The sequence below is a fragment of the Cognatundibacterium aquatile genome (assembly GCF_014699135.1).
In the GTDB taxonomy this organism is placed as follows: domain Bacteria; phylum Pseudomonadota; class Gammaproteobacteria; order Burkholderiales; family Burkholderiaceae_D; genus Undibacterium; species Undibacterium aquatile.
Window position 1 is genome coordinate 282,332 of the sequence record NZ_JACOFT010000001.1, and the last position, 24,713, is coordinate 307,044.

26 protein-coding genes are annotated in these 24,713 nt (G+C 51.3%); 8 read left to right on the top strand and 18 right to left on the bottom strand.

Annotated features, from left to right (window positions below):
• The first annotated feature begins 189 nt into the window (after window positions 1-189).
• The 4 genes from H8K26_RS01235 (at window position 190) to H8K26_RS01250 (ending at window position 3,608) form a co-directional block, all read left to right on the top strand.
• A complete protein-coding gene (locus tag H8K26_RS01235; protein WP_190476772.1) occupies window positions 190-927 on the top strand; it encodes a GntR family transcriptional regulator in 738 nt (245 codons plus the stop codon).
• Between the two features lie 2 nt (window positions 928-929).
• The gene (gene puuE / locus H8K26_RS01240; RefSeq protein WP_223826779.1) at window positions 930-1,910 is read left to right on the top strand and encodes an allantoinase PuuE; all 981 of its coding nucleotides are present in this window, start codon (window positions 930-932) and stop codon (window positions 1,908-1,910) included.
• A complete protein-coding gene (gene uraD / locus H8K26_RS01245) occupies window positions 1,907-2,425 on the top strand; it encodes a 2-oxo-4-hydroxy-4-carboxy-5-ureidoimidazoline decarboxylase (protein ID WP_190476774.1) in 519 nt (172 codons plus the stop codon). Before puuE ends, uraD begins: the two co-directional genes overlap by 4 nt.
• 91 nt (window positions 2,426-2,516) lie before the next feature.
• Complete coding sequence (locus H8K26_RS01250; protein ID WP_186883968.1) at window positions 2,517-3,608, top strand: porin; 1,092 nt, start codon at window positions 2,517-2,519, stop codon at window positions 3,606-3,608.
• 96 nt (window positions 3,609-3,704) lie between these two features.
• Here H8K26_RS01250 and H8K26_RS01255 read toward each other — a convergent pair whose 3' ends face one another.
• The 4 genes from H8K26_RS01255 to H8K26_RS01270 all read right to left on the bottom strand — a co-directional run bounded on the left by H8K26_RS01255 (window position 3,705) and on the right by H8K26_RS01270 (window position 6,898).
• Window positions 3,705-4,235, bottom strand: coding sequence for a DUF6985 domain-containing protein (locus H8K26_RS01255; RefSeq protein ID WP_190476775.1), 531 nt, complete (start codon window positions 4,233-4,235; stop codon window positions 3,705-3,707).
• Window positions 4,236-4,600: 365 nt separating this feature from the next.
• The gene (locus H8K26_RS01260) at window positions 4,601-5,629 is read right to left on the bottom strand and encodes an adenosine deaminase (protein ID WP_190476776.1); all 1,029 of its coding nucleotides are present in this window, start codon (window positions 5,627-5,629) and stop codon (window positions 4,601-4,603) included.
• 5 nt (window positions 5,630-5,634) lie between these two features.
• Window positions 5,635-6,519 carry a xanthine dehydrogenase accessory protein XdhC gene (gene xdhC, locus H8K26_RS01265; protein WP_190476778.1) on the bottom strand — a complete coding sequence of 295 codons (885 nt, stop codon included), beginning with the start codon at window positions 6,517-6,519 and terminating at the stop codon, window positions 5,635-5,637.
• 121 nt (window positions 6,520-6,640) lie between these two features.
• Window positions 6,641-6,898 carry a BTH_I0359 family protein gene (locus H8K26_RS01270; protein WP_186883964.1) on the bottom strand — a complete coding sequence of 86 codons (258 nt, stop codon included), beginning with the start codon at window positions 6,896-6,898 and terminating at the stop codon, window positions 6,641-6,643.
• Between the two features lie 24 nt (window positions 6,899-6,922).
• Between H8K26_RS01270 and H8K26_RS01275 the strand changes: the two genes are divergently transcribed.
• Window positions 6,923-7,105 (top strand): hypothetical protein, encoded by a 183-nt coding sequence (locus tag H8K26_RS01275; protein WP_190476780.1) that lies wholly within the window; start codon window positions 6,923-6,925, stop codon window positions 7,103-7,105.
• A gap of 47 nt (window positions 7,106-7,152) precedes the next feature.
• Here the strand turns inward: H8K26_RS01275 and H8K26_RS01280 are convergent, their stop codons facing one another.
• The 10 genes from H8K26_RS01280 to H8K26_RS01325 form a co-directional block, all read right to left on the bottom strand.
• Window positions 7,153-7,572 carry a GTPase gene (locus tag H8K26_RS01280; RefSeq protein WP_317889226.1) on the bottom strand — a complete coding sequence of 140 codons (420 nt, stop codon included), beginning with the start codon at window positions 7,570-7,572 and terminating at the stop codon, window positions 7,153-7,155.
• The gene (locus H8K26_RS01285; protein ID WP_190476782.1) at window positions 7,535-8,257 is read right to left on the bottom strand and encodes a response regulator; all 723 of its coding nucleotides are present in this window, start codon (window positions 8,255-8,257) and stop codon (window positions 7,535-7,537) included. The genes H8K26_RS01280 and H8K26_RS01285 overlap by 38 nt, the downstream gene beginning before the upstream one ends.
• Before the next feature lie 99 nt (window positions 8,258-8,356).
• Window positions 8,357-10,711 (bottom strand): sensor histidine kinase, encoded by a 2,355-nt coding sequence (locus tag H8K26_RS01290; RefSeq protein WP_186883960.1) that lies wholly within the window; start codon window positions 10,709-10,711, stop codon window positions 8,357-8,359.
• On the bottom strand, window positions 10,708-11,295 hold the full coding sequence (locus tag H8K26_RS01295) for a DUF4390 domain-containing protein (protein WP_190476784.1): 588 nt from the start codon (window positions 11,293-11,295) through the stop codon (window positions 10,708-10,710). Before H8K26_RS01295 ends, H8K26_RS01290 begins: the two co-directional genes overlap by 4 nt.
• Window positions 11,296-11,351: 56 nt before the next feature.
• Window positions 11,352-12,764 (bottom strand): 16S rRNA (cytosine(967)-C(5))-methyltransferase RsmB, encoded by a 1,413-nt coding sequence (gene rsmB / locus H8K26_RS01300; RefSeq protein ID WP_190476786.1) that lies wholly within the window; start codon window positions 12,762-12,764, stop codon window positions 11,352-11,354.
• 1 nt (window position 12,765) lies between these two features.
• Complete coding sequence (locus tag H8K26_RS01305; protein WP_190476788.1) at window positions 12,766-13,404, bottom strand: LysE family translocator; 639 nt, start codon at window positions 13,402-13,404, stop codon at window positions 12,766-12,768.
• 29 nt (window positions 13,405-13,433) lie between these two features.
• Window positions 13,434-14,321: an alpha/beta hydrolase gene (locus tag H8K26_RS01310; RefSeq protein WP_190476791.1), complete on the bottom strand. Its 888-nt coding sequence runs from the start codon at window positions 14,319-14,321 to the stop codon at window positions 13,434-13,436.
• A gap of 3 nt (window positions 14,322-14,324) precedes the next feature.
• Window positions 14,325-14,663, bottom strand: coding sequence for a DUF1840 domain-containing protein (locus H8K26_RS01315; protein WP_190476793.1), 339 nt, complete (start codon window positions 14,661-14,663; stop codon window positions 14,325-14,327).
• A 162-nt stretch (window positions 14,664-14,825) separates the two neighbouring features.
• Complete coding sequence (locus tag H8K26_RS01320; RefSeq protein ID WP_190476795.1) at window positions 14,826-15,323, bottom strand: hypothetical protein; 498 nt, start codon at window positions 15,321-15,323, stop codon at window positions 14,826-14,828.
• Window positions 15,324-15,359: 36 nt separating this feature from the next.
• Complete coding sequence (locus tag H8K26_RS01325; RefSeq protein ID WP_190476797.1) at window positions 15,360-16,307, bottom strand: DMT family transporter; 948 nt, start codon at window positions 16,305-16,307, stop codon at window positions 15,360-15,362.
• Window positions 16,308-16,495: 188 nt separating this feature from the next.
• Between H8K26_RS01325 and H8K26_RS01330 the strand changes: the two genes are divergently transcribed.
• Entirely contained in the window at window positions 16,496-16,897 is a 402-nt protein-coding gene (locus tag H8K26_RS01330; RefSeq protein WP_223826780.1) for a hypothetical protein, read from the top strand.
• Between the two features lie 11 nt (window positions 16,898-16,908).
• Window positions 16,909-17,412, top strand: coding sequence for a GNAT family N-acetyltransferase (locus H8K26_RS01335; RefSeq protein WP_190476799.1), 504 nt, complete (start codon window positions 16,909-16,911; stop codon window positions 17,410-17,412).
• Window positions 17,413-17,426: 14 nt separating this feature from the next.
• Here the strand turns inward: H8K26_RS01335 and H8K26_RS01340 are convergent, their stop codons facing one another.
• Entirely contained in the window at window positions 17,427-17,687 is a 261-nt protein-coding gene (locus H8K26_RS01340) for a DUF1161 domain-containing protein (RefSeq protein ID WP_190476801.1), read from the bottom strand.
• Between the two features lie 216 nt (window positions 17,688-17,903).
• Window positions 17,904-19,442, bottom strand: a complete 1,539-nt coding sequence (locus H8K26_RS01345) for a M20 family peptidase (RefSeq protein ID WP_190476803.1) — start codon at window positions 19,440-19,442, stop codon at window positions 17,904-17,906.
• A 190-nt stretch (window positions 19,443-19,632) separates the two neighbouring features.
• Between H8K26_RS01345 and H8K26_RS01350 the strand changes: the two genes are divergently transcribed.
• The gene (locus H8K26_RS01350) at window positions 19,633-21,825 is read left to right on the top strand and encodes an ATP-binding protein (RefSeq protein WP_190476805.1); all 2,193 of its coding nucleotides are present in this window, start codon (window positions 19,633-19,635) and stop codon (window positions 21,823-21,825) included.
• On the opposite strand, the gene H8K26_RS01355 is transcribed toward H8K26_RS01350, so the two are convergent.
• Window positions 21,797-23,011 carry a DUF1501 domain-containing protein gene (locus H8K26_RS01355; protein ID WP_190477592.1) on the bottom strand — a complete coding sequence of 405 codons (1,215 nt, stop codon included), beginning with the start codon at window positions 23,009-23,011 and terminating at the stop codon, window positions 21,797-21,799. The genes H8K26_RS01350 and H8K26_RS01355 overlap by 29 nt on opposite strands.
• Before the next feature lie 69 nt (window positions 23,012-23,080).
• Window positions 23,081-24,673, bottom strand: coding sequence for a DUF1800 domain-containing protein (locus H8K26_RS01360; protein WP_190476807.1), 1,593 nt, complete (start codon window positions 24,671-24,673; stop codon window positions 23,081-23,083).
• Window positions 24,674-24,713: the final 40 nt, after the last annotated feature.

Sequence of the window (24,713 nt, forward strand, 5' to 3'; positions counted from 1 at the left end):
ATGTCTTGCCGGGACAAATTGCGTCAGTCTTGTTTCATTGATTTGAAAATATTGTCGACAATCTTAATTGCCATAATTTAAGCCTGTCAAATAAAAATAAATAAAATCGAATAAAAACAGCTATTTATGTAAATGATTTCGTAAAGAATACTGCGGCATATTTAATATTGTCGACAATCGTGATTAAATATGCCTCACTATTTTTATTCTTCACTCAGCATGAATGCACCTGAAACACGCCGCACATCGACACTGGCAGAGAAGGAAGACCACATGTATCGCGATATTTACGATGCGATCATGGATCACCGTTTACCGGCGCGGACCAAATTGACTGAGCAATCTCTGAGCCAGATTTATCAGATGGCCAGACACGGGGTGCGTAAAGTATTAAGCCAACTGGCTGCTGACGGGCTGGTCGATCTGGAGCCCAACCGTGGTGCGTTTATTGCCAGCCCGGGCGAAAAAGAGGCGCACGACATGTTTGAATTGCGCCAGACGCTGGAACAGATGGCGTTGGAAAAAGTTTTGCAGCACGCTGATGCCAGCGCGATTGCTGAACTGCGGCGCATGGTCGAGCGTGAACGGGACGCCTATGAAAGTGGCGATCGGCCGCAATGGATACGCCTGTCGGCCGATTTTCATATCGCCCTCGCGCGTCTGAGCGGCAATGATTTATTGGTCGATATGCTGCGCCGCCTCGTTTCGCGCACGACGCTGATGATTTCGAATAAGGAAGTGGCAACGACGCGCTCCTGTTCATTTGATGAGCATTTTCAGGTGTTGGCGGCATTGGAGCGTCAGGATAAAAAAGCAGCCTTGCACGCAATGGCACAACATTTGCATCAGTGTGCCTGTCGCACGCCGAAAAATGCTGGCAAGGGTTTTGATTTAAAAGCCGTTCTCGGGCATTCACGGAGTCACTAATTATGAGTATGACAGCAGCTTATCCACGCGACCTGATCGGCTACGGAGCGCAGGTACCACATGCGCAATGGCCGGGTCAGGCAAGAATTGCGGTGCAATTTGTTCTGAATTATGAAGAAGGCGGTGAAAACTGCGTGCTGCATGGCGACAAGGCATCGGAACAGTTTTTATCAGAAATCGTCGGTGCGGCAGCATATGAAGCGCGGCACATGTCGATGGAGTCGATTTACGAATACGGTTCGCGCGCTGGTGTCTGGCGGATTTTGCGCGAGTTTGAAAAACGCGGATTGCCGCTGACGGTATTCGGCGTGGCGATGGCGTTGCAGCGGCATCCTGAACTGACGCAGGCATTTGGCGCGCTCGGACACGAAATTGCCTGTCATGGTTTGCGCTGGATACATTACCAGAATCTGGATGAGGCAATCGAACGCGAACATATGCAACAGGCAGTACAAATCATGCGCGAGCTGACAGGCACCGCGCCGCTGGGATGGTACACCGGGCGCGATTCGCCGAATACGCGGCGCTTGCTGGTTGAGCATGGCGGCTTTGCTTATGACGCCGATTACTATGGCGACGATTTGCCATTCTGGACCGAAGTCAGCACCAGCGCGGGCGAGCAGCGACCGCATCTGGTGGTGCCGTATACGCTGGACAGTAATGACATGCGTTTTGCCACACCGCAGGGGTTCAATACTGCCGATCATTTTTATACGTATTTAAAAGATAGTTTTGATGTGCTGTATGCAGAAGGTGATCCGGATGGCGACAATGCGCCGAAAATGCTGTCGGTGGGTATGCATTGCCGCTTGTTAGGCAGGCCTGGGCGTTTCCGTGCTTTGCAGCGTTTTCTGGATTACATACAGTCACACGACAAGGTATGGATTTGCCGCCGCATCGATATCGTACGGCACTGGATGAAGACGCATCCGTACCAGCAGCAAGCTGCAGGAACCGCAGGAACAGAAGGAGCCGCAGCATGAGCAAGACTTACAGTTTAGATGAATTGAACCTTTGTTCGGCGCAGGCGTTTGTCGATGTTCTGGGCGGTATTTTTGAACACTCGCCGTGGGTGGCTGAAGCGGTTGTCGCGCAGCGACCATTTGCCAGTACGTTGGCCTTACACCAGGCGATGGCGGATGCCGTCAGAACTGCGGCGGAAAGTACGCGGCTGAAATTGATCTGCGCCCATCCTGAATTAGCGGGAAAAGCAGCGATACGTGGCGAGCTGACGGCAGAGTCCAGTCGTGAACAAAGTGGCGCTGGTCTGACCCAGTGCAGCGCGGAAGAATTTGCGCAGTTACAACGTTTAAATGCCGAATATAAGGAAAAATTCGGCTTTCCGTTCATCATCGCTGTACGCAATCATGACCGGCAAAGTATTATCCGCAACTTCACGCAACGTCTGGCTGCCAGTCGCGCCGACGAAATGCGGGAATGCATAGAACAGATTATCCGTATCGGGGAATTCCGGCTGGCTGATCTCATCAGCACCTGAATACACAGCAGACTCACTGTACAGGACGCGACGCTGATTGCCGGTAACCGCATACGAAACAATTTTTTATCACATCAATCAAGGAAAACCGATGAAATTTCAATTGAAAAGTATGGTGTTGGCAGTGTCTTGTCTGCTTGCTGGCGGTGCATCTGCACAATCACAGGTGTCCGTCGAAGGTTTGCTCGACGTGACTCTGGGTTCCGTTAAATACAGTGGCGACAGCGGTCGTCAGGCTGTCGTTAACAGCGGCGGTATGACGACATCGTGGGTCGGTTTCAAAGGCGTTGAAGATCTGGGCGGCGGTTTGAAAGCTGATTTTGCATTGACCAGTTTCTTGCAGGCAGATACCGGCGCCTCTGGCCGTTTCAGCGGCGACACCATGTTTTCGCGCGATGCGAACGTTGGTTTGTCCGGCTCTTTCGGTAAAGTATCGTTGGGTCGCGGTCTGGCACCAAGTTTTTTACCTACCGTGATTTTCAATCCGTTCGGCGATTCTTTCAGCTTCTCGCCATTGGTATTGCACACCTGGGTTTCCAGCGGTAATTATGCTGCCCGCACCTGGGCCAATTCCGCCGCAGGTGACTCTGGCTGGAGTAACGAGATCGTTTACACGACACCGAATTTTGATGGTCTGAGTGCGAATGTGCATTACCAGTTCGGTGAAAAAGCAGGCAGTACCGGTACTAAAAACGTCGGTATCAATGCCTTGTATTTCAATGGTCCACTCGCTCTGGGTGCTTACTATCATCAGGTGCAGGTCAGCAATCCGCTCAGTGGTGGCGCGATTGTGGATGCAACAGCAGCGCCTGTGAATTACGCTTCGATCAATAATCAGAAAACTTACTTTGTTGCCGGTAGCTATGACCTGACAGTAGCAAAACTGTTTGCGACGTATTCTTCCAGCAAAGATGACACGACCAGCCCGAAATCACTGGATGACAAAACTTACAGTCTGGGCGTGAAAGCACCGGCTGGCGGCGGCGACATTTTGCTGGCGTTTGCGAATACTAAACGTACAGGCAGCCTGGTTGGTGCGGATCTGAAGCGCGATACTTTCTCCGCAGGCTACGACTACAATTTGTCCAAACGTACTGACGTCTACGCGTTGGTCATGAGCGACAAACTCAACACGGCTGACCGTGCAACCAGCGTCGCTGCGGGTATCCGTCACCGTTTCTGATGGCCAGTCGTCAGGTATAAAACAAAAAACCGCATGAATCATGCGGTTTTTTTTTATGGTGACGCGATTTTGCAGCAAGCCTGCTGCGTGCCATATTTAACCAGGGCTTTGATAAATCACTTTATCGAGTTCCGGCAAGCCGTACACGTCTTCATTACTTAAAAAATCATCAAACGGGCCGACCTTGCTGACCTGATTGCCGTGTTTGAAAACGATCTGCAGACCATCTTCCTGATTCCAGTCGCAATCACATTCAAACAATACATAAACCGCCTGATCGCCATTGCTGCGGCGGCAAACCAGTGCCTCATTGCCGAACTGAATGTGCTGCCAGATATCCGCTGGTTCGGCAATCTCTACGCAGGGCTGGCCTTCGGCTTTTGCCAGGCGTGCCCAATCGAGGTAATAGTTGAAAACCGGTTCTTCTGCAGCCTTCAGCGCGCTGCTGCTGAGTGTGATGAAATTGCTGATCGCGTCGGAAAAATCCTGCGGATGCAGATCGGCTTCGTAGCCTTCGATCAGAAATTCACATGGCGTATTGTTGAAAGCGGCGATGTTGAACGCGTCGCTGATCAGCCAGTCATTTTCTTCATCTTTGATCAACGTGCCGAGTGGGGGGATTTGCATAGGGATTCCATAAAAACAGGCGTGAGGTGCAGCGTCCACAGATGCCGTGGCGCTGTCTCAGAAAAGCATGCGGACATCGGTCCGGGCGAAGCATTTTATCAATATATCCACCCGGACGGTGAGCTAATTAGCGTGGTGTTGATGCAGGCCAGCCTTGTCTGACTGAAAGGAGAACACCGCTTTTGCCAGCTAAAATTATTTGTCCGGGCACGCAATGCGAGTCGGAAATAATGGTTTGGAGGCGTTCAGGGCGATAAATATACTCCCACCAGTATATTTTAAAGCCCTTTGTTTATAAGGAGATAAAGGCAATTTATGCATATACTCCCCATTTTTTACTGTTTTTTGGCGTTTTCAGGCGATTTTCAAGTGTTTTCCAGATAGGTATCGAGCGCGTCGTACCAGATTTGTTTCTGTGCGTCAGATACGAAGGATGCTTCAAAACTATTCCGCGCCAGTTGCACCAATTCTTCACGGCTCAACGCCAGCGCATCGGCAGTGGCGATGAAATTCGCGTTCATATAGCCGCCGAAATAGGCCGGGTCATCTGAATTGATCGTCACACATAAGCCATCACGCAGCATGCGCGCCAGATTGTGTTCGCGCAAATCCTTCACGACGCATAATTTGAGATTCGACAGCGGGCAGACCGTCAGCGGAATGCGGCTGGTTTTTAAACGCTGCATCAGCGCCGGGTCTTCTTCTGCTCGTACGCCGTGGTCGATACGTTCGACTTCCAGCACATCCAGCGCGCTGTGGATGTAAGCTGGCGGGCCTTCTTCACCGGCATGGGCGACGAGCCGGAAACCCATCGCCTGGGCGATCGTAAACACATGGGCGAATTTTTCTGGTGGATTACCGACTTCGGCCGAATCGAGACCAACACCGGTCCACACGTCGGCATAGGCTTCACGCAGCGGCAGTGCGGCTTCCAGCGTCGCCAGCGCGCTTTCTTCACTCAGATGACGCAGGAAACACAGTATCATGCTGCCGGAAAAACCGTCCGCCGCTTTCGCTTCGCGCAAGGCACGGGCAATGCCGGCAAACACGGTTGCTATCGCGATGCCGCGTTCGGTGTGGGTTTGTGGGTCGAAGAATAATTCGACGTGGCAGACATGATCGGCGCGGGCGCGCTGTATGTAAGCATGGGTCAGATCGAAGAAATCCTGTTCGGTCTGCAAGACTGCGGCCCCGGCGTAATACAGGTTCAGAAATGATTGCAGGTCTTCAAAGTCGTAGGCGGCGCGGACTTCTTCTACGCTGGCATACGGCAGGCTGACGCCGTTTTTCCGGGCAAGCTCGAACATCATTTCCGGCTCCAGCGAGCCTTCGATGTGTAAATGAAGTTCGGCTTTCGGCAAGCCGCGGATAAAGTCGTGTAAAGAGTTACTCATGCTGTTTATTCCGCTGTGTGAGTGATAGAGGCGAAGTCCGGCAGTGTAGGTGTCTTCGCCCAGAGTTGCAATAACTGTGCCGCAATGGCAATGGCGATGACGCCGGGTTCTTTACCAGTGATACCGTCAATACCGACCGGACAGACCATCGTCGCCAGCCGGGCGGCGCTTATCTGGCGCTCGCGCAAACGGTGTTCAAAGCGGGCGCGTTTGGTTTGTGAGCCGATCAGACCGAACCAGGCGGCATCATTCTTACGCAGGATATGTTCGCTCAGCAGCAAATCCAGACCGTGGTGATGGGTCATGACGAGAAAGTAAGCGCCTGCTTCGGCATGAACGACGACATCTTCGGGACAGTCAGTGGCTTCCGTTTGCACCGATAGTGGTAAATGCGCTGGAAACAAATGGTCGCGCTCATCGACCCAGGTGATGCGGCAAGGGGTTTGCTGTAATACATTCACCAGCGCGCTACCGACATGACCGGCACCGAACAGGTACAGATGCGGTAATTGCGCTTGCTGTTGTTGAAATTCGGCATAGCGCGCCAGCTTTTGTTCGGTAGTCCAGCTATCGGTGCGTTCGAGCATGATACTGACCGCGCCGCCACAACATTGACCGAGACTGGGGCCAAGCGCCAGATCGAGATGCCGGGTGGCGGCGTTATGCTCAGCGCTTTCCGCCAGCCACAGACGGGCATGCGCAATGGCTTTCCATTCGAGATGACCGCCGCCTATCGTGTCGTACTGATGCTGTGCCGTGACCAGCATGCGCGTGCCAGTGCCGCGCGGCGTCGAGCCTTTAGCTGCCGTGACCGTGATCAGGATCGCAGGCGCATTCTCTGGCAGAGCTTGCAGACTTTCCAGCCAGCTTGTATGAGAGTTAATAGGCATGACCAGGTTATTGAGTGGCGCTGAACAGCAAAAACAGCAAAACAGCAAGATAGCAGCTTGCCGTAGTAAGGATATACACGGCAACTGATGCCGTGTATTGGTGGGTGGATATTACGGTGGGTCAGTGCAGCAGAACGCTTTGCCGCATATAGCCATCAAACTGACCTAGAAAATCGTCGATCTCTTCTATGCTGGGTTCGCTCGCGATCAGCTCGGTGACACCATGCCGGAAATTCAGCGCCTGCGGACCACCGATAAACCATTCACGACGTACTGCTTTGTCGGTAATTTCGTAGCCGCCAAAACGCAGAGCTTCGTGCTCCGCATCTTCACTGTATTCAACGACGCTGTAATTTTCACTGTTATAAATAAGATTCATTTTGCATCCTTTCTGGCTGGAGAAATGACTTCCTCATATAGACCGGACATGGTGCTGTTAGCAGCAAATTTCAAGTTAGGACTTGCGCAAAGTCGCCCCAGCGGTGTTATGGCTCCTAGCCGTACTATTCGTACTGCCTTCGTCGCCACGCCTTACCGGGACAACTTTGCGCAAGTCCCACAAGTAAGCAAAAAACGTGCTGCCTGATAGAGGTTACGGTGCCGTAAAGAATAGCTTTAGTTTATTCTGAAAATTTACAGGGAAACAGATTCTTCTGTTGTCAGTAACTGGTCGTAGGGTGCTTGTTGTAAAGTCAGCCTGAGATTGTCGAGATGCTCACTACTGGCAACGCCGAGATAAACGTGTTGTGGCCGTTGCCGGAGTGCCCGGTTGAGGCTGACCCGCATGGTCAGATTGCCGATACAGCAAAAACAGCCGGGGGCAATTCTTTGTAAATGGAGTTGTTGGGTATCGCTCAGCAGCAGATCGCCCTCAGGCAAACCTTCCAGCAGGACGGCGACGCGGTCGATGCTTTTATCATGCTTCTGATCATGGTCGATACAGGCAGCGATCTGAGCTTCCCGCTGGCGATAGCTGCCACCGCTGACGAGCGTCAGCGGCACGGCAGTTTGCAGATTATTCGCCGCGTTTGGCGTATTTGACGGACTCGACACCGAGTTGTTTGAGTTTGCGATAAAGGTGGGTGCGTTCAAGGCCGGTTTTTTCGGCAACCCGCGTCATGCTGCCGCCTTCACGATTTAAATGATATTCAAAATAAATTCGTTCAAACGCGTCTCTGGCTTCGCGTAAAGGTAAATCAAACGACAGACTGGCGAATTGATTTGCCGGCGCACTTGCTGCGGCAGGAGCGGTATTGAACTGGCGCGATTCAAAGGTGCCGCTGCTTGCCTGTATGCCGCCCTGAGTCAGGCTGGGATGGTTGTGATCGCTGCTGATGACGCGCAATGCTGGCGCTGCCGGACGTACAGGTTCGGGTGTACGGGTCAGCCCTTGTTGCACGGCTTTGAGTAATTTTTGCAGAGCAATGGGTTTTTCCAGAAAGTTCAGCGCACCGATACGGGTTGCCTCGACGGCGGTATCAATGGTCGCGTGACCCGACATCATGATCACCGGCATGGTCAGCAAACCGTCGCGCTGCCACTCTTTAAGTAAGGTGACGCCGTCGGTATCCGGCATCCAGATATCCAACAACACCAGATCGGGTTTTGCTTCCTGTCTGGCCAGTCGTGCCTGCTGCGCGTTTTCCGCGAGTTGCACCACGTGTCCTTCATCTCCCAGAATTTCCGAGAGTAATTCCCGGATACCCATTTCATCATCTACGACCAGAATATTTGCCATAAATCTACCCTATTACTGCCCTTGTGGTTTTTTTCTTTCTTATTTCCGCATTACTCTTCCGCATTAATCTTCGTTAATGTCGAATGGAAATCAGCCTGTTCATGCTGTTTTTGAGTCCGGTGCTAACTTTAACAGCAAAATCGCTACTTTTGCACCGTTTGTATCACTGCGATTCTGAATATCGATACGACCACCGTGTTCGTCGATGATTTTTTTCACCATGGCAAGTCCTAATCCGGTTCCGCGTGGTTTCGATGTCGCGTAAGGTTCGAATGCGCGCGCCAGAATTTTGCTGGAAAATCCGGGGCCGTTATCGATAATTGATAGCTTCACTGCGCTGCAGACATCCTGCGCTTTGCTGTTGTAATGAACGACTTCGGTGATCACATCAATGCGTGGTGGCACGTCGGACTGCGGCTGATCGGCAACGGCGTCCTGTGCATTTTGCAGCAGGTTATGGATGACTTGGCGCAGTTGCGTAGCATCACCCATAATTTTCGGTAAATCCGGTGCCAGATGCAGGCGGATGATATCGCGGTCATCGCCCGCCAGATACAGATGCAGCACTTCATCGATCAGTTCACCGAGATCAAGCTGCGACAATACTGCCGGTGGAGTTTTCGCATAATCGCGGAAATCATCGACCATGCGCTTCATCGATGACACTTGATTCACTATGGTCGTTGTACTCTTATTCAGAATGGCGACATCGGCTTCATTGAGCTTATCCTGCAATTTCATTTGCAGACGTTCTGCAGATAGTTGTATTGGCGTCAGCGGATTTTTAATTTCGTGCGCAAGTCGTCGCGCCACTTCGCCCCAGGCGATCGAACGCTGCGCGGAGATAATATTGCTGATGTCATCAAACACAATGACATAGCCATTACCCGCGCCGACCGGTAAATGTGAGCCACGGGCGAGCAAAGTAATCGTCTGTTTATCGTCGTTCGGCATCGCACCTGAAGCTGGCTCTGCTGTTTTGACTGCATCAGGACGGGGTACTTCAATTTGTTGTTGCCAGTGTTCCTGTTGCTCTTTACCACCGGCTGCTGATTGCGCATGTTGTTCTGAAAAGGCTTTGTCGATGGCATCGGCAAAATCATGCATACCATTGATATCCGCCAGTGGCTGACCAATCTCCGCTTCTAATGGCCGTTGCAGTATGCGTTCGACAGATTCGTTGCACGTCACCAGATGGCCAGTCTGATCCAATACCATCACACCTGCCGACATATTGGCCAGCACCGATTCCAGATAGGCCTTGGCATTTTCCAGTTCACTGCGGTTTTTTTCGACGGCGGCACGGGCGTCGAATAACTGGCGTGTCATGGTGTTAAACGATTTCGTCAGGCTGCCCAGTTCATCCGTACTGGTGACGATAGGGCGCGGTGAAAAATCACCTTCAGTGACCGCTTTCGTTCCTTCCGCCAGCAACAGTAAGGGGCGCGCGAGTTCACCGGAAATCAGGAAGGCACTGGCAATGGCGGCAAAAATAGCCAGTAATAGGGTCAGCGTCAGCGTAAAAATATACATGGTTTTCAAGCTGCCCCGGCCCAGCGAACGCAACTGATATTCGGTCGACGCATTGCGCAGCGCTTCGGCGTGCGCTGCCAGATTTGTCGGAACCGGTTGTATCAGTTGCAGAAAATAGGTTTCCCGCTGCAAGGACAGCGCCATATCACTTGCCTGCAACTGTATGACAACACGCGAACGCAGGGTTTTATTGTTTTCTTGTGGAAGAATCGGACGTTTTGCGTCGCTCAACCCGGCATTTTTATTCACCTCGGCGGGGTCCGGCGTATTAATTTTTTCGTCGATGGCGGCAAAGATGCGCGAATTACGTGCTTGCCGCAGCATGTCGGCGGTCGGGAGTTCCGGCACTAGCCGTCCAAAGTTCTGGCTGGCGGTGGCAACCAGCCTGCCGCGGCTGTTAACGATCGTAGCTTCCTGCACCAGCGCCCGTTCGCGCAGACGCGATAACTTGATGGATAAAGGCGTGTCTGACGGCGTTGATAACTCGCTCGCCATTTCACGCGCTTTTGCCTGCAGATCGGCCAGCAGAAAATCGAGCGCCGCCAGACCGAGATTCTTGCCGGAATCCAGAGCAGACTCCACTTTGACGTCAAACCAGGATTCTATTGAGCGCGACACGAAGGTGACGGATACCGCATAGATGACCGAGCCCGGCAGTATGCCCACCAGCGCAAACAATAACACCAGCCTCGTCATCAGTTTGGAACCGAATTCACGGCTGCGGAAACGACTGAATAAACGCCATACCAAAGCGGAAATCAGCAGCAATAAAGCGGAGGCGACGACGGCATTGGCACCAAGCAGCCAGCCATAGTAGGGCTCAAAATTAGCGGAATTTTCAGAAGCGGTAGTCAGTAAAAACAGCAGGATACTCATCAGAGCACCGCCGATAATCAAGGCATACCGCAAAAATCTTGTCACTTGTCTTCAGCCTTGAAGGTAAAGCGTTTCCAGTCTGAGGAGAAACGCCAGTCGCTGTTATTGAGCGAGGTAATCAGGAAAGTCTTGGGCAGATAACTCAGATCGAGTTTCAGTTTGACGGCAACGTTATAGACTGCACCGGCAGTCAGCGTGCCTTTATCGGCGACGATCCAGCGTCGTGGTCGCAATACCAGCGCGAGTGCATCTTCGAGCGTGGCAAAATTTTGCTGTAAACCCTGATTGATGGTGGCGGTGTATTGCCGCGTCCAGGGGTTGTAGCCGATGCGGACGGTTTGTACTGCGCGTATGGTTTTTTCATCAAACCAGTACCAGCGGGGACGGGTCAGTTCGACTTCGGTGGTGAATGAGATGGGGATTTCTTTGGCGATTGCGTCGGTCAGCGCGTGGCTGAGTTCGAACGAAAAGCTGGCGGCCAGACGGTAGCCTTCATCGCTTGCTTCGATTCTGGCTGAGGTGACTTCAGCTTCCGCCGCATGCACAGTCGGAACGATGAGCAACGCCAATAGCGCTAACACAAGTGTCAGCGCTAAGCGGCGTAGGTGATCGTTCAGACGAAGGAGCATGCAATCAGGAAATAAAAATCGTAGCCCCAATGATAACTTGAAGCTCGTGTTTTCCGTTAGCTTTGCCCGGGTTTTTGAAACAAGGCATAGAACAAACCGTCGTGTTCGTTGTTTGCATCGGACGGATTCGCCATGGTTGGCAATAATTGGCCTGGTGCATCGAGACGGATTGCGCCATGCCGGGCGACAAAGGCAGCAGCTTGCGCCTCCGACTCAGCAGGCCAGATAGAGCAGGTGACCATCAGCATTTTGCCGCCGGGTGCCAGCATGCGCCACAGATTGTCGAGTATGCGCGATGATAAGGCAGCTAGCTGCGCGGTATCGGTTTTGCGGCGTAACCAGCGGCTATCCGGATGACGGCGTACTACGCCTGAGGCGGTACAGGGGACATCGGCAAGTATCCGGTCAAACGCTTTGTTATCCCACCATCCCGAACGGCTGGCATCGCCTTCTTTGATGGTGGCGGATAGTTTGAGCCTGGTCAGATTTTCCTGTATGCGTTTGACGCGCAAAGGATCGATATCCAGCGCCAGCAGATTGACGTCGGCCAGTTCCAGCACGTGGCAGGTTTTGCCGCCCGGTGCCGCGCAGGCATCGAGCACCCGCATTCCGTCTTGCACATCCAACAGTGGCGCGGCGAGTTGCGCTGCCGCATCCTGCACCGATACCATGCCATCTTCGAAGCCCGGAATGCTGTTGACTGGCAAAGGCTTGGCCAGACGTACCGCAAACGGCCCGATTTGTGAGGCTTCAATCTGCTGTTCCGCTAGTAATTGCAAATAGGCGGCGGTGCTGGTGATCCGGCGATTCACGCGTAAGGTCAGCGGCGGTGCATGGTTGCCGGTCGTTAAAATCGCTTGCCAGTTATCCGGATAGGCTGCTTTGGTCTGGTCTACCCACCACTGCGGATAATTCCAGACCGCCGCAGGTTGCTTCATGACGAGCTTGAGTAATTCTTCTTTTTCACGCAGATAGCGGCGCAATACAGCGTTCACCATGCCTTTGGCAAAGACCATGTGAGCATTGGCGCTGGCGGCGGTGACGGCCTGATCAACCACTACAAAATCCTCGTACGGCGCATCTTCGCCTTCATTTTTCACCAGCAAAGTCAGGGCGCAGCAAAGCAAGCCGTACAACAATGCTGGTTCTGGCGCTTTATTTGTCATGGCTTTCAGCAGCGCATCAACGCGCCCGACCTGACGCATCGTCCGGTAAGAAATATCCTGTATCGCGCCACGCGCTTGCGGCAATGCATTCGTTTGTAAAAAAACTTTTGCCAATGCCTGTGGTAGCGCCATGCCTTCGAGTACATAGGCCACTGCCTGTGCTGCACCGGAAAGGCTGAAAGCCAGTGAATCCGGCTTCAGCTCCAGCAGTGGCGCTGGTGGTTGAGCTTCAGGTGCCGCAGCGACTGTACGAGCCGGTTTGATGGCAGGTTTGCCGAGGATTTTTCTTGGTTGTTCTTGCATATTAATGTTTGGTGAGTAGCAATTTGATTCCCAGACCGACAAATGCTGTTCCGACAAAGCGCTCCAGCCAGAGTTTGTAGCGGGGATTCTGACTTGCGCGGCGCGCTAGTGTACCAGCCAGAAAGGCAGTGCCGCTATTCCAGAGCGTACTCATCAGGACGAAGGTTGCGCCGAGCAGCAGAAATGCAGAGGTTTTGTGATTTGCATCGGTTGAGACAAATTGCGGGAAAAACGACAGAAAAAACAGCACGACTTTCGGGTTGAGAATATTGGTGAGTACCGCTTGCCAGAAAATTTTCTGCAGCGGGCGGCGTTCCGGTTCGGTTGAACGTGCAATCAAGACTGCCGGTTTGCTGAACAACATTCTGACACCCAGGTAAATCAGATAGGCGCCACCCGCCAGTTTAATGATGGTGAATGCCAGTGCCGAGGTGGCAATGATTGCGGTCAGCCCGAATGCAGATGCGAATGCGTGAAACAGACAGCCAACCGAGATGCCGAGTGCGGAAATGAGACCGGCAGTGCGACCCTGAGCGATGCTGCGCCCGACGATATAGGCGGTATCAGGCCCGGGCGTTGCATTGAGCAACATCACTGCCAGACAAAATAACCCAAAATGAATGATGCCAAATTGTTCCATATTTATTTCCTGGTGATTCAGTTGGTGGCTCAGGTTCCTGTTACATGGGACGTTGCTGTGAGCGGCGTCAGATGTTGTTGTTCCAGCCATGTACGGAGATCGTCAAAGACCGGTGTTGCATCAAGCTCGTTAAAAATTTCGTGATAAAAGCCGTCGTAATAATGCGCGGTCATCAATGTTGGGACGACGCCCTTTTCGAAACGGCGGCTACCATCCGGATCAACCAGATGGTCGTCTTCAGCGACCAATAACAACACCGGAATAGCAATATTGCTGACATGCTGATGAGTAAAAGCGATTGCTGCCTGCATGCTGCGCAGCAGACGGGCACTGATTTTTGGGTGTACCAGCGCATCATTCTGATATGCCTGAACCACTTCGGCATCATGTGACAGATAGCGGGTTTTCAGTCCATTCGGCAGCCCTGTTCCGGGAAACAGCGCCAGTGCCACTTTGGCGAGTTGTTGCTCAAAACCTGACATACGTATTGCCAGAGCCGGAGATGAAAGTATCAGCGCCCTGACCGGTGCCAGATTCGCGGCGACAAAACGGGCAGCGAATAAGCCTCCCATACTATGTCCCAGCAGAATAGGCGGTGCCGCCAGTTGCTGACTGAAATCCTGAATGATGGTTTGTGCATCTCTCAATATCGCGTCGTCGTCAGGGACATCTCCGGCATTGCCAGAGGATTTGCCATGACCACGATGGTCATAAGTGCGGACAGCAAAACCGAGGGCATTAAAAAAACGGGCAATGTGCGCATAGCGGCCGCAGTGTTCGCCCAGGCCGTGCATCAGCAGCACGCCTGGCGGCAGTTGATCGCCGTTGGGAGCGAGCGGCCAGTCGCGGACGAACAGGCGGGTGCCATCTTGCGTCGTTAAATCAAATTCCCGGGTGTTTTCGATATGAGCCGTCATGAATCAGACACCCCACACCACGTCTTTTTGCATTTTTTGTGCAGCCTGCAGCATCTCAAGCACAGGAAATGCCCGTGTGGCGAACGATACCGTTGCAGGCTTTTCATGTTCGTCGTCGTTCTCATTTTGATGCGCGTTGACATCATGCGCGACTTCAGTGGAAACGGAGTGGATCTTGCTCTCAGCAATGGCCGCTTCAATGCTGGCGATCGCTGCGGGTAATTCAGCGGTTGTGATGATGCCTTGTTCGACATCCTTGTTCAGCAGATCCAGAATACGCCGTGCATGTTCCTTATACATGACGATTTCTGCGGCCGCTTTTGATTTGAATATGATCAGCATGGGGTCTCCATTTTTTGGGTGTCAGGGCGGTTTTGTCAGACACAGTGTTCACGTATGGCGTGGTATTGCAGTGTAAAACGGCGCCGCGAAACAATGGCGGATGATAGGGAACGTTGCTGAAGCTATCATAATCGTAATTGCCTGATTTTTGTGGTTTGTGCTTCAGTCGGTTTTGAATGAACTCATGTAAGTATCGATGACATCTTGTTTCAGTTTTTTTGCCGGACCAATCGCAATCACCTGATATACCCGTGGTCCGCGTATGATGAAGCGAGCGGCCATAGTGACTACTTCGCCATCGGGCAATTTTCCCTGCATTTCAACGATACCGTCGGGGCTGCTGGCCGCTTGCGTGATCTGCCCATCTATGTTTTTCAGCATCCCATCTTTCATTGCTTCTGCCACGACACCAGCTTTGCCGGGATCATCCAGTCTGACACTGCCGACTGCAAAATTGACGCCTGCTGCATCGGCTGCTGTCATCTGCATGTTCAGCGTCAGCCCGGCGAGTTGCATGTCCCGGCTGAAACTCGCCGGTTTCGCTGGCATCAGGACACGGAAAGGTGCATCGTTGCCGCGGACTTCGCGCCAGTCAAACTGCGGGCTGCATGCCAGGAGCATCAGTATCGCGGCAGTGCTCAGGATTTTTTTAGTCAACATAGTTTCACTGGCAAATAGTAGAAATTAGGGGGAGTATCACTCCTGCTTACTCTGAAACCCGCGTAAAGCAAAGGCGACACCAAGGCAAAGTAATAATACTCCCAAGAGTATCTGCGGAGCAGGAACAGTCTGACGCAGAATGAATGCGTACAACAGCGCCGACAGGGTTTCAAACACAATCAACTGACCGCTGAGGCTGGTGGCTAATTTCTGGCTCGCCCGATTCCATAACAGCGTGCCCAGCCATGATGCCAGTAATCCCAGTGTCAGCATACCGACGATAAATTTACCGGGGCTGCTGCCGAATGGAAAATCATAGACTGGCGTTGGCTGCATCGTCTGAACCATTCCGTAGAGCAGAAAACCACACAGGGCGAGCGGCAGGGTTGCTAATCCTTGTGCAGTTGCCCAGGTGCTGGATTGAATTTGTGGATGATTCTTCAAATACCGGCTGTTCATGATCGGATACCAGGTCCATGCAGCGACGGCAATCAATGCCAGGCCTGCACCTTTCACGTAATCGCTGATCGAGCGTTGGGCATCAAGATGACGCAATTCTTCGCTGTTGACTAGCATGATGCCGCAAAAAATCAGCAATAGCGGCAGCACGAGTTTTTTCCAGGCGATGGATTCGGAAGGATGATGTGGTGACCAGTTCGCAAAGACCGCGATCATGACTGGCAAGGTGCCGATGAGCATGGTTGGCAGCGGCGCATCGGCAAGCTGAATCGCACTGGCCAGCGCAGCGTAATAAATAATATTGCCGACTGCCGCCAATTTCAGTGCGCTGTGCCAGTCAGTTTTGCTGAGGGCAAGAATACGCTGGCGGTCAAACCATGCCGGAATCAGTGCGATCAGGCCAAATGCCAGATAGCGGCCAAATGAAAGCACCACGCCGGGATAATCCGGTAATAACAAGGGCGTGATAAAGACCAGACCCCACAATAAACCTGCACCCAGCGCAGCGAGGACGCCGCCTACCATCTTGCCACACTCATCAAAAGATCTCGCTTATTCAATCAAGCTGACATCATAGTAGCTTTGATATTGTTAAAGGACATATCGGCAGAAACACAACAAAGTGCATGCTTTTACCATCGGATAGATCTCTATGGTTTTGTGATGACAGTGGGGTATCATAGGAAACGATAAAACTGCTTCGTCAGATGGTGATGAAGCTTACGATTTTCTCCTTCTTCATTGGTGCTGCGATGTCGCTTCGTCATTCCGTCCTGTTGGCTTTGTTTCCTTTATTTTTGTTGAGTGCATGCGAACGTCTGGGCATTGCAGATCCGGCGAAAGAAGCGGCGCAGAAGGAATCTGATGCGCGTGCTACCGGTAGCGCCTGTCGTCATGCCGGGCGCGCGATTGAAGACTGCTATGCGCTCAATCCCGATGCCGCCCGATCGTCCGTGTACGCCGGATGGAAAGAGATGAACGACTATATGCGTGAAAACAAGATAGACAACGTCAAACCAGAAATTGCGTCAAACGCGCCGCCGGTTAAAGACGATGCCAGTGCCTCAGAGTCTGCATCTGCTTCGGAATCCGCGTCTGCCAAATCAAAAAAATAACTTGGCGTCGTATGTCATTACAAATTCGTTTGATGCGTGAACAGGATATCGCTGCGGTGTTCGGGGTACAGACACAGGCCTATGTGAGTGCGATGGTCGAGGCTGAGAGCATTTTTCATGCGCGACTGAGAGCGGCACCGGCTACCTGCTGGGTTGCGGAGGATGCGGCAGTGGGTGTCTGTGCATATCTGATGGCTTATCCCTCAAGCAGCGGGAAGATTTCATCTCTTGGCAGTGATTTTGACCCTGCAAGGGACGCCGATAGTCTGTATCTGCACGATCTTGCAGTTGGTACGGCGATGCATGGACGCGGCGTAGGCGTGCGGCTGGTCGAACATGCGCAAGCATACGCTCTCAGTGCAGGTTGGACGACAATGCATCTGGTCTCAGTGCAAAGTACGAAAGCGTTCTGGCAAAAGCAGGGTTTTGTTGAAGTGACGGCTTTATCGCCAGAGCAGACATCGGCACTGATGACATACTCTGGCTTAGCTCATTACTGTGTGAAACAGTTATAAAAGAATAGAAGAGTTTATTCTTCGGTTTTTTTCTTGCCTTTCTGTTTCTGGTAAATGATTTTTTTGCTGCCACCTTCACAGACACCGACGACGCGCAACTTGGTTTCTGTATCTTTTGGTACGACTTTGAGAGCGTAATCACTGACCCCTTTGCCTTCTAACTTGGCATTGATTTTGTCCATGATCGCTTCGCATGGTGTGACTGCCGCCCAGCTGGATGCGCTGCATAGCAGTAAGCCAGATACCAGACTCTTAGTAAAAATGGGATTCCTCATTTTGTCTTCTCCTTTTCCATGGATGATTTACTGTTATAAGAACTCATTTCATCAATAGGGGTGAGATGCGTTTGTCTCATAACGTGGGCTGGCAAGGCGGACGAGGCAGTCAATAGCGGGTCTATTGACAACGAGTCCAACGCAGTCCGGCACGCGTTATGAGGCAAACCCTCCGGGAGCTGGCGATTCGGGCGCATTGCTACGTTGCGCCGCTTGCTAAGGCGCCAGCCTTAGCTGCGCGTCACGCCTTGCACTGCATCCCGAATCGCCTTGCTCGCACTCATCCCTATTGATGAAATGAGTTCTGGTTAAAAGCTGGTGATAAAACCGTACCATTTCTAGGTAATTTTTAACAGAGATGCGTTCATTTGTTCCATGAAAACGTGGTAAATCCTCACTAGTTGCCCTGACTGGTGAAAATTTAAATATATTCGGACTCAGTTTTTCAAAATGACGTGAGTCGGTTGCGCCCAGCATTAAGCCTGGCGCGACGATGGTATTGGCGAAGACTTCACGTATTGTCTTGTGCAGCATCCGGTATGCGTCAGAGTTTACTGGCGACACTCTGGATGGTTCAGAATTCCCGTTGAGCGAGTTGATGCGGATAGCATCATTACCGATGGTGGTTTTGATGTGTTCCATCACACTGGTCTGAGTATCACCCGGTAAGGTACGGAAATTCACGGTTGCCTGAATTTGTCCGGGCAGGACATTATCTTTGTTCCCTGCATGAACCATCGTCAGTGCGGTGGTCGTTCTCAGTGTTGCATTCGTGCTGGCGCTTTTTTCAAGTTCATGTTGTACCAGAGGAGCGAATAACCACAAATTAGATAATAAGACGCGGTTCAGACCATGCATTTCAGGCGCTATCGTTTCAAACATATCGAGTGCGATGCCACGAATATTGGCTGGCAACTGATGTTGTTCGAGTTTGCTCAGCGCGTTGCTCATCATACCTATGGCTGTTTTTTGTGGCGGCATAGATGAATGACCGGGCGTGGCATCCAGACTCAGCTGCATGCTGGCATAACCTTTTTCGGCAACGCCTATCAGCGCGGCAGACTGGTCCAGACCTTTTAAGATACCTTCGGTGACCAGCATTCCTTCATCCAGTATGAATTCGAAGCGGATGTTCCGGCTTTCTAACAATGTCGCAATCGCTTTCGCACCATGCAGACCGCCGACTTCTTCGTCATGCCCAAAGGCCAGATAAATTGTCTGGCGAGGCTGAAAGCCTGAGGCAAGCGCTGTTTCTATCGCTTCCATCATGGCAAACAAATTGCCTTTATCGTCCCACGCACCGCGTCCCCAGATGAAACCATCTTTTATCTCGCCGGCAAATGGCGGCTGTTGCCACAAGTGCTCTGTGCCGGGTGCTACCGGTACGACATCCTGATGCGCCATCAGCAATATCGGTCTGGTATTGGTATCCGTGCCTTGCCAGCGATACAGCAGACTATGTTCCGCGACGATATCGCGTTGTAATTTTGCATGAACCAAAGGAAAAGACTTTTCCAGTAAGGTATGTAACGCGTTAAACGCCGTTGATTGCGTTTGCACTTTGTCGGCATTTGCTATCGTTGGCAGGCGTAAGGCGCTTGCCAGACGTTGCGCTGCCGCCTGTTCGTCAAGCTTGACTATGACTGCTGGTTGTACCGGTATTTGTCTGGAAGACTGACGCAGCGTATTTGCGCCAATGACCAGAACTAAACTTAGCAGGGCAATGATGAGAAATAAAAAAATCCGCTTGATCATGGTACTTTCCCATTGAATAGGATAAATTGCCAATTTAGACAGCCTATCATTTCACAAATTTCAGATTCCAGGTAAGTTACGCAAGGTATGGATGAACGTTTTTGTTTTAATGCGCGCATTGCAGAGCTGAATTTGCCCGAGCTGAGATTCGATTTTTGAATTTCCAACATGATTAAGACTGATTTTCAACATGATACAAACGGGACTACATACCAGTCGTATTGCTAAAACATTTGCAATCAGTCTGGTGGTGGCAATTGTGCTTGCTGCCGGCGTATTTGTCTGGACGCTGCGTTTGCAAGAAATACATAAGTGGGAAAAGCAGACCGAAACCTTCAGCGTTGTGCTGGCAGAAAACACCAGTCAGCAGATGGATTTTGCTTACACTGCCCTGGGTAATATCGCTGAACGAATACAAGACCGTTGGAGTATCAGCGCAGAATACCTGTCATCCAAACTTGGCACTTACGATTTCCATCAGTTTCTGAAAGAAAAGGTTGCCCTGTTTCCGGCGATTGAGGTCATTTCTATTCTCGACGTCAATGGGAATGTCATCAGTACGTCCAGAAATTTTCCGTCACCCGCCTATAACCTTGCTGATCGCGACTATTTTCAGGTGCAGCGCGATCATCCTACGCAGGGAATTTATCTCAGTAATCCGGTGCGCAGCAAAACGACTGGCGACTGGATATTTTTTCTCAGCCATCGCCTGACTGGCAGTGACGGTGAGTTTATTGGCGTTGCCATCATTGGCATCTCACCGAAGTTTTACACCAAATTTTATGAAAAACTGAACGTTGATGGTCATGTTTCTATTTCACTGCTGAGAGACGATTTTACTTACCTGGCTCGCTGGCCGGACACTGAAGCAGTCATGGGAACGAAGCACGCTGCAGCCAGCATTCACCATCGCAGTATCGATGCAGACGATAGAAAATCGCTTGTGATCACCTCTGATACTTCCGCTCTTGAATATGGGAAGCCCAGCATAACGGCTATCCAATATCTTGAAAAATATCCATTGATTGTTTATTTTTCTGTGGATGAAAATCTGTATTTATCTGACTGGCATGCGATCAGCCTGGCGGTTGCTATTGTGACCGTTGCTGCCATTGCAGCCGTGATCGCTGCATTTCGCGTATTGATACAGTTATTCATACAAAAAGAAAGTGATATGCAGGTGATGACGGAGCTGAAACGGGAGGCTGATGTCATTAACCGGAACCAGACCAGACTGTTGCAAAATCTGACGGAACAGCAGAAAGCACTAAAAGAATCATCCGACCGCTTGCAGGCGATTTTTCAGAATGCTGCTGATGGTATTGTGATGACGGATGATACCGGCATTGTCGAAGCCATTAATCCTGCTGCTGTTGCCATCTACGGGTATTCATCCGAGGAGGTGGTGGGCAAGGCAAATCATTTGTTCTCACCGGATGGCAAGCTCGATATGCTGGAAATTGCGATCAATAACGATGATTTCCAGCAAACAAGGCGTTTGCGTATAGAAACGGAACGCCTGCGCAGAGATGGCAGCTTGTTTCCGGCTGAACTGTCGATCAGTGAATATAGTCTGGCTGGAAAACGTAAGTTGATCACCATCGTGCGTGACATTTCTGAGCGTCGCAAAATAGATCGCATGAAGAATGAATTCATTTCTACGGTCAGCCATGAATTACGCACGCCTTTGACAGCGATTCGCGGCGCTCTTGGGTTATTGGTCGGAGGGGCGGCAGGATCAATACCAGAAAAACTGCAGCCTTTGATTTTGATGGCGCATAAAAATAGTGAAAGTCTGACGCGCCTGATCAATGATTTACTCGATATTCAGAAAATTGAGGCCGGGAAAATGGATTTCGCATTTGAACGCCTGCATTTACTCAGCTTGCTCGAACTTGCTGTGCAACAAAATCAAAGTATTGCAGAGGGGCGCGGCGTCCGGCTGGAAATTGATGTGGATTTGACAAGAATACGGCCCATTGAAATTAATGTTGATCAGGGACGTTTCCAGCAGGTACTCGCCAATCTGATCTCGAATGCCTGCAAATACTCACCGGAAGGTGGTGTTGTGCGTGTTATTGCGTTAGTCGTCAGCGCTTGTTCGGTACGTATATTGGTTACCGATCAGGGCGGCGGCGTGCCGGAAAACTTCAGAGACAGAATTTTTAAGAAATTTTCTCAGGCTGATTCGTCTGATACGAGAGCCAAAGGCGGAACGGGTCTGGGATTGGCGATTTCCAAAGTGATTATTCAGCAAATGCACGGTGAAATAGGTTTTTATAACTTGCCCCCTGAGCAGGGCGGCGGTGCTCATTTTTACATTGATTTGCCGATTGTGGCGGCGTCGCAATCGCTTATATCAAACCTAAGTCCCGTCCTTTGATTCCATTGAAAACGGTGTCGAGTTGCCGGGGATTGAGTCCATATATACGACTGAACAGTCCGCCAAGTACGGCACGATATTCATTCAATACCGGATAGTCGCGATTTTGAAATAATTGGCTTGGCGTCAGTGCGACCTGTTCCCCGTAAATCTGACCACCGCGTACGCTTCCACCGAGCACCCAATAAACGCTGCCATGCCCGTGGTCAGTGCCACGTTTTCCATTTTCACGGAACGTACGTCCGAATTCGCTGATCACAACGACAGTCGTGTTACGCCACTGGTCGCCCATGGCATTCTTGTAGGCGAGCAGACCACGTCCGAGTTCCTCGAACTTATTTGCCAGCACGCCTGTTTCTGCACCCTGATTCACGTGGGTATCCCAGCCACCGACATCAATAAATCCTAGTGCATATTTTTCCCGCATCATTCTGGCAATGCGCTGCGCTTCCAGTTCAAATCCTTTAGTGCTGATCGCATTGCGGTTGGCTGCGTTCATTTCTTCCTGCATCTCTTTCACCACTTCCTGGCGAACGGCGAAGCCCTCATTGACTTGTTGCGCCAGCGCGGTCTTGCGATACATTTGTTCTATCAGTTGGTTCTGGTGTTCGTTCAGACCGGATTTTGCAATGCTTTTTAATGCTGTATTCCCGACTTGTACATTACCTTGCAAAATAAGTGGCAGTTGATCAGTAAATGCCATTGCCGGGGCAGATTTTCCGTCATTTTTCCCGCCATTTATTACGGCTGCCAGGCGGTTTAAAAAGCCAGAATGAAAATTCCGGGTGGTATTGAGTGCTTGCCCGAGTTCTATACTGTCCTGCGTTTCAAAATGACTGCGCGATACATCGTCGATACCGGCAAAAGGAATAAAGGCGATTTCCTTACTCTGATACATAGGGTAGAGCGTGTCGCGCAATGCCGGATGCAAACCCCAGTCGGCATTCAATGCGATAGCACCGCCTGGTTCGTTGCCGGGGCGTCTGATTGCAATGGTCGGACGGGATTCATAATAAAAATCACTGGCCGTCGGCACCAGAAAATTGCTGGCATCGTAAGCGCCACGTAAAAATACCAGCAACAGACGGTTTTGCGTAGCCGGTGCCGCAAGTAACTGACTACTGTAAGTAACACCCGGCAACGCAGCCATGCTGGCCAGGCACTGCAATAATTGGCGACGATTCATGTTGACTTTCATCCGGTCTGCTTGTTCATCATATGGTCAGTTGTCGATCACTGTACCCGCGTTTATTTGCTAACGGCGCATCATTTCCGGCGAGGCGAGAAATAAGGTACTCCACTCTGCGGGTGTGGCTGCCTGTTGTAATGTCTGTTGTGTGTCCTTGCTGAATGACTGCACCCAGTTTTTGACATACAACGAGCTTGCAATGGCCGGCGTACGCGGTTTTTCTGCTGAAATCTGCTGATCTGTTTTGAAGAGTGCAGGCGTGCCATAGGCGATACTGCGGGCGACATCAAAGCGGACTGTCATTTGTCCGGGGCTCGCCCAGGCACTTTCTGTCATGGCGTATCCGTCCGGCGTCTGCCTGCCGTTGAATGGCTGCCCCATCACGTTAAGCCAGTTGATGATCGGAGCGGCATTGACGATGCAACTCCCGTCGTACGCTAGCCGCATGGAGGAAACGGCGTAGTGCACAGGATCTTTGAATTTGCGTCCTAAGGAAGCAATAAATTCCTGCGAGTCAAACATCGTGCGCAAGGTGACGGGAATATCGCCATCGCTTTGCAGAAAGCTGTTAGCCATCGCTTGTATCAGGTTTTCTGACGGCGTGTCAGAGACGAAATACGTCGCCAGTTTCCGGCTGATAAAGCGCGCTGTCGCTGGTTGCCGGCTCAGCAGTGTCAGCGTTTCCTCAACTTCACTGATACCGCGACCTTTGATGTTGTTACCTAATATCTGCTTGTTGCCAAAGTCGTGTCGCTGCGGATTGAATTCAAATAAACCCTTACGCAGATAAAATTTACTTAATTCGGCTTTAAGTCTTGGTGTGTCTGTGCCCAGATTAACACCGACGCCAGTCAGCACCCGTGCCAGTTCCTGCACGTCTTTCTGGGTATAGCCACTATTGACGCCCATCGTGTGTAATTCCATTAATTCACGGGCATAGTTCTCGTTAATACGGCCATTCGCATTATGTTCGTTATCGAGATAGCGCAACATCGCCGGGTGATACACGGTGGCTTTGAGTAATTCGCGGAAATTACCCAGAGCATGCGGGCGTATCGCGTGTTCCTCAAAATCGCCGACCATGGCCCGCAGATTATGTTTGCCTGCGTGGATGTTGAAATGATTCATCCAGAACCATGTCATTTGTTCCTGCAACTGATTCGGTGAATAGATATCGCGTAAAAGCGAGCGTGTTGCAGCTTCTTTGGCCAGACGGTTCAACTCTTGCTGATACTCTTTCCGCAGGCTGTCATCGGTGCCCTTTTGCTGTTCGGCGACGACGCGTTTATGCTCCAGCTCCCTGACGATATTCTCTATCGGTTGCTGTGAAATCGTCATCGCGCTGATTTGCGCCTGCACTGTTGGCGGCACGACGCTGGCGCGTCCACGCAGTTGTTGGTCAAGGAACTTGTCCATGCCAACCGCTTGCAATTGTTGATAAGTTGAGAAGTTACTACCCCAGGTCAGCCGGTTGAGCAACAGCTCTGGCTGGACGTTCGCTTTCGCAAAAGTATTGCTGCTGGGAGGAAGAAATCTGGATGGCCCGGCATCCGTTACCTTGTTTGGCGCGGGCGACGTCGTGCATCCTGACATTGCGAAAATGAGGATGAAAACCGGGCTTAAAGCCAGCAGACGCTGTAAAGGTGAGTCGCTCAACATGGAAGTCACTTCTCCGGGCACTATCGATGGCCATCAGCAT

Bases quoted from the DNA above. Each gene is read 5' to 3' on its own strand.
- H8K26_RS01235 (WP_190476772.1), top strand. From the start codon at position 190: ATGCCTCACTATTTTTATTCTTCACTCAGCATGAATGCACCTGAAACA.
- puuE (WP_223826779.1), top strand. From the start codon at position 930: ATGAGTATGACAGCAGCTTATCCACGCGACCTGATCGGCTACGGAGCG.
- uraD (WP_190476774.1), top strand. From the start codon at position 1,907: ATGAGCAAGACTTACAGTTTAGATGAATTGAACCTTTGTTCGGCGCAG.
- H8K26_RS01250 (WP_186883968.1), top strand. From the start codon at position 2,517: ATGAAATTTCAATTGAAAAGTATGGTGTTGGCAGTGTCTTGTCTGCTT.
- H8K26_RS01255 (WP_190476775.1), bottom strand. From the start codon at position 4,235: ATGCAAATCCCCCCACTCGGCACGTTGATCAAAGATGAAGAAAATGAC.
- H8K26_RS01260 (WP_190476776.1), bottom strand. From the start codon at position 5,629: ATGAGTAACTCTTTACACGACTTTATCCGCGGCTTGCCGAAAGCCGAA.
- xdhC (WP_190476778.1), bottom strand. From the start codon at position 6,519: ATGCCTATTAACTCTCATACAAGCTGGCTGGAAAGTCTGCAAGCTCTG.
- H8K26_RS01270 (WP_186883964.1), bottom strand. From the start codon at position 6,898: ATGAATCTTATTTATAACAGTGAAAATTACAGCGTCGTTGAATACAGT.
- H8K26_RS01275 (WP_190476780.1), top strand. From the start codon at position 6,923: ATGACTTCCTCATATAGACCGGACATGGTGCTGTTAGCAGCAAATTTC.
- H8K26_RS01285 (WP_190476782.1), bottom strand. From the start codon at position 8,257: ATGGCAAATATTCTGGTCGTAGATGATGAAATGGGTATCCGGGAATTA.
- H8K26_RS01295 (WP_190476784.1), bottom strand. From the start codon at position 11,295: ATGCTCCTTCGTCTGAACGATCACCTACGCCGCTTAGCGCTGACACTT.
- rsmB (WP_190476786.1), bottom strand. From the start codon at position 12,764: ATGCAAGAACAACCAAGAAAAATCCTCGGCAAACCTGCCATCAAACCG.
- H8K26_RS01305 (WP_190476788.1), bottom strand. From the start codon at position 13,404: ATGGAACAATTTGGCATCATTCATTTTGGGTTATTTTGTCTGGCAGTG.
- H8K26_RS01310 (WP_190476791.1), bottom strand. From the start codon at position 14,321: ATGACGGCTCATATCGAAAACACCCGGGAATTTGATTTAACGACGCAA.
- H8K26_RS01315 (WP_190476793.1), bottom strand. From the start codon at position 14,663: ATGCTGATCATATTCAAATCAAAAGCGGCCGCAGAAATCGTCATGTAT.
- H8K26_RS01320 (WP_190476795.1), bottom strand. From the start codon at position 15,323: ATGTTGACTAAAAAAATCCTGAGCACTGCCGCGATACTGATGCTCCTG.
- H8K26_RS01325 (WP_190476797.1), bottom strand. From the start codon at position 16,307: ATGGTAGGCGGCGTCCTCGCTGCGCTGGGTGCAGGTTTATTGTGGGGT.
- H8K26_RS01330 (WP_223826780.1), top strand. From the start codon at position 16,496: ATGAAGCTTACGATTTTCTCCTTCTTCATTGGTGCTGCGATGTCGCTT.
- H8K26_RS01335 (WP_190476799.1), top strand. From the start codon at position 16,909: ATGTCATTACAAATTCGTTTGATGCGTGAACAGGATATCGCTGCGGTG.
- H8K26_RS01340 (WP_190476801.1), bottom strand. From the start codon at position 17,687: ATGAGGAATCCCATTTTTACTAAGAGTCTGGTATCTGGCTTACTGCTA.
- H8K26_RS01345 (WP_190476803.1), bottom strand. From the start codon at position 19,442: ATGATCAAGCGGATTTTTTTATTTCTCATCATTGCCCTGCTAAGTTTA.
- H8K26_RS01350 (WP_190476805.1), top strand. From the start codon at position 19,633: ATGATACAAACGGGACTACATACCAGTCGTATTGCTAAAACATTTGCA.
- H8K26_RS01355 (WP_190477592.1), bottom strand. From the start codon at position 23,011: ATGAATCGTCGCCAATTATTGCAGTGCCTGGCCAGCATGGCTGCGTTG.
- H8K26_RS01360 (WP_190476807.1), bottom strand. From the start codon at position 24,673: ATGTTGAGCGACTCACCTTTACAGCGTCTGCTGGCTTTAAGCCCGGTT.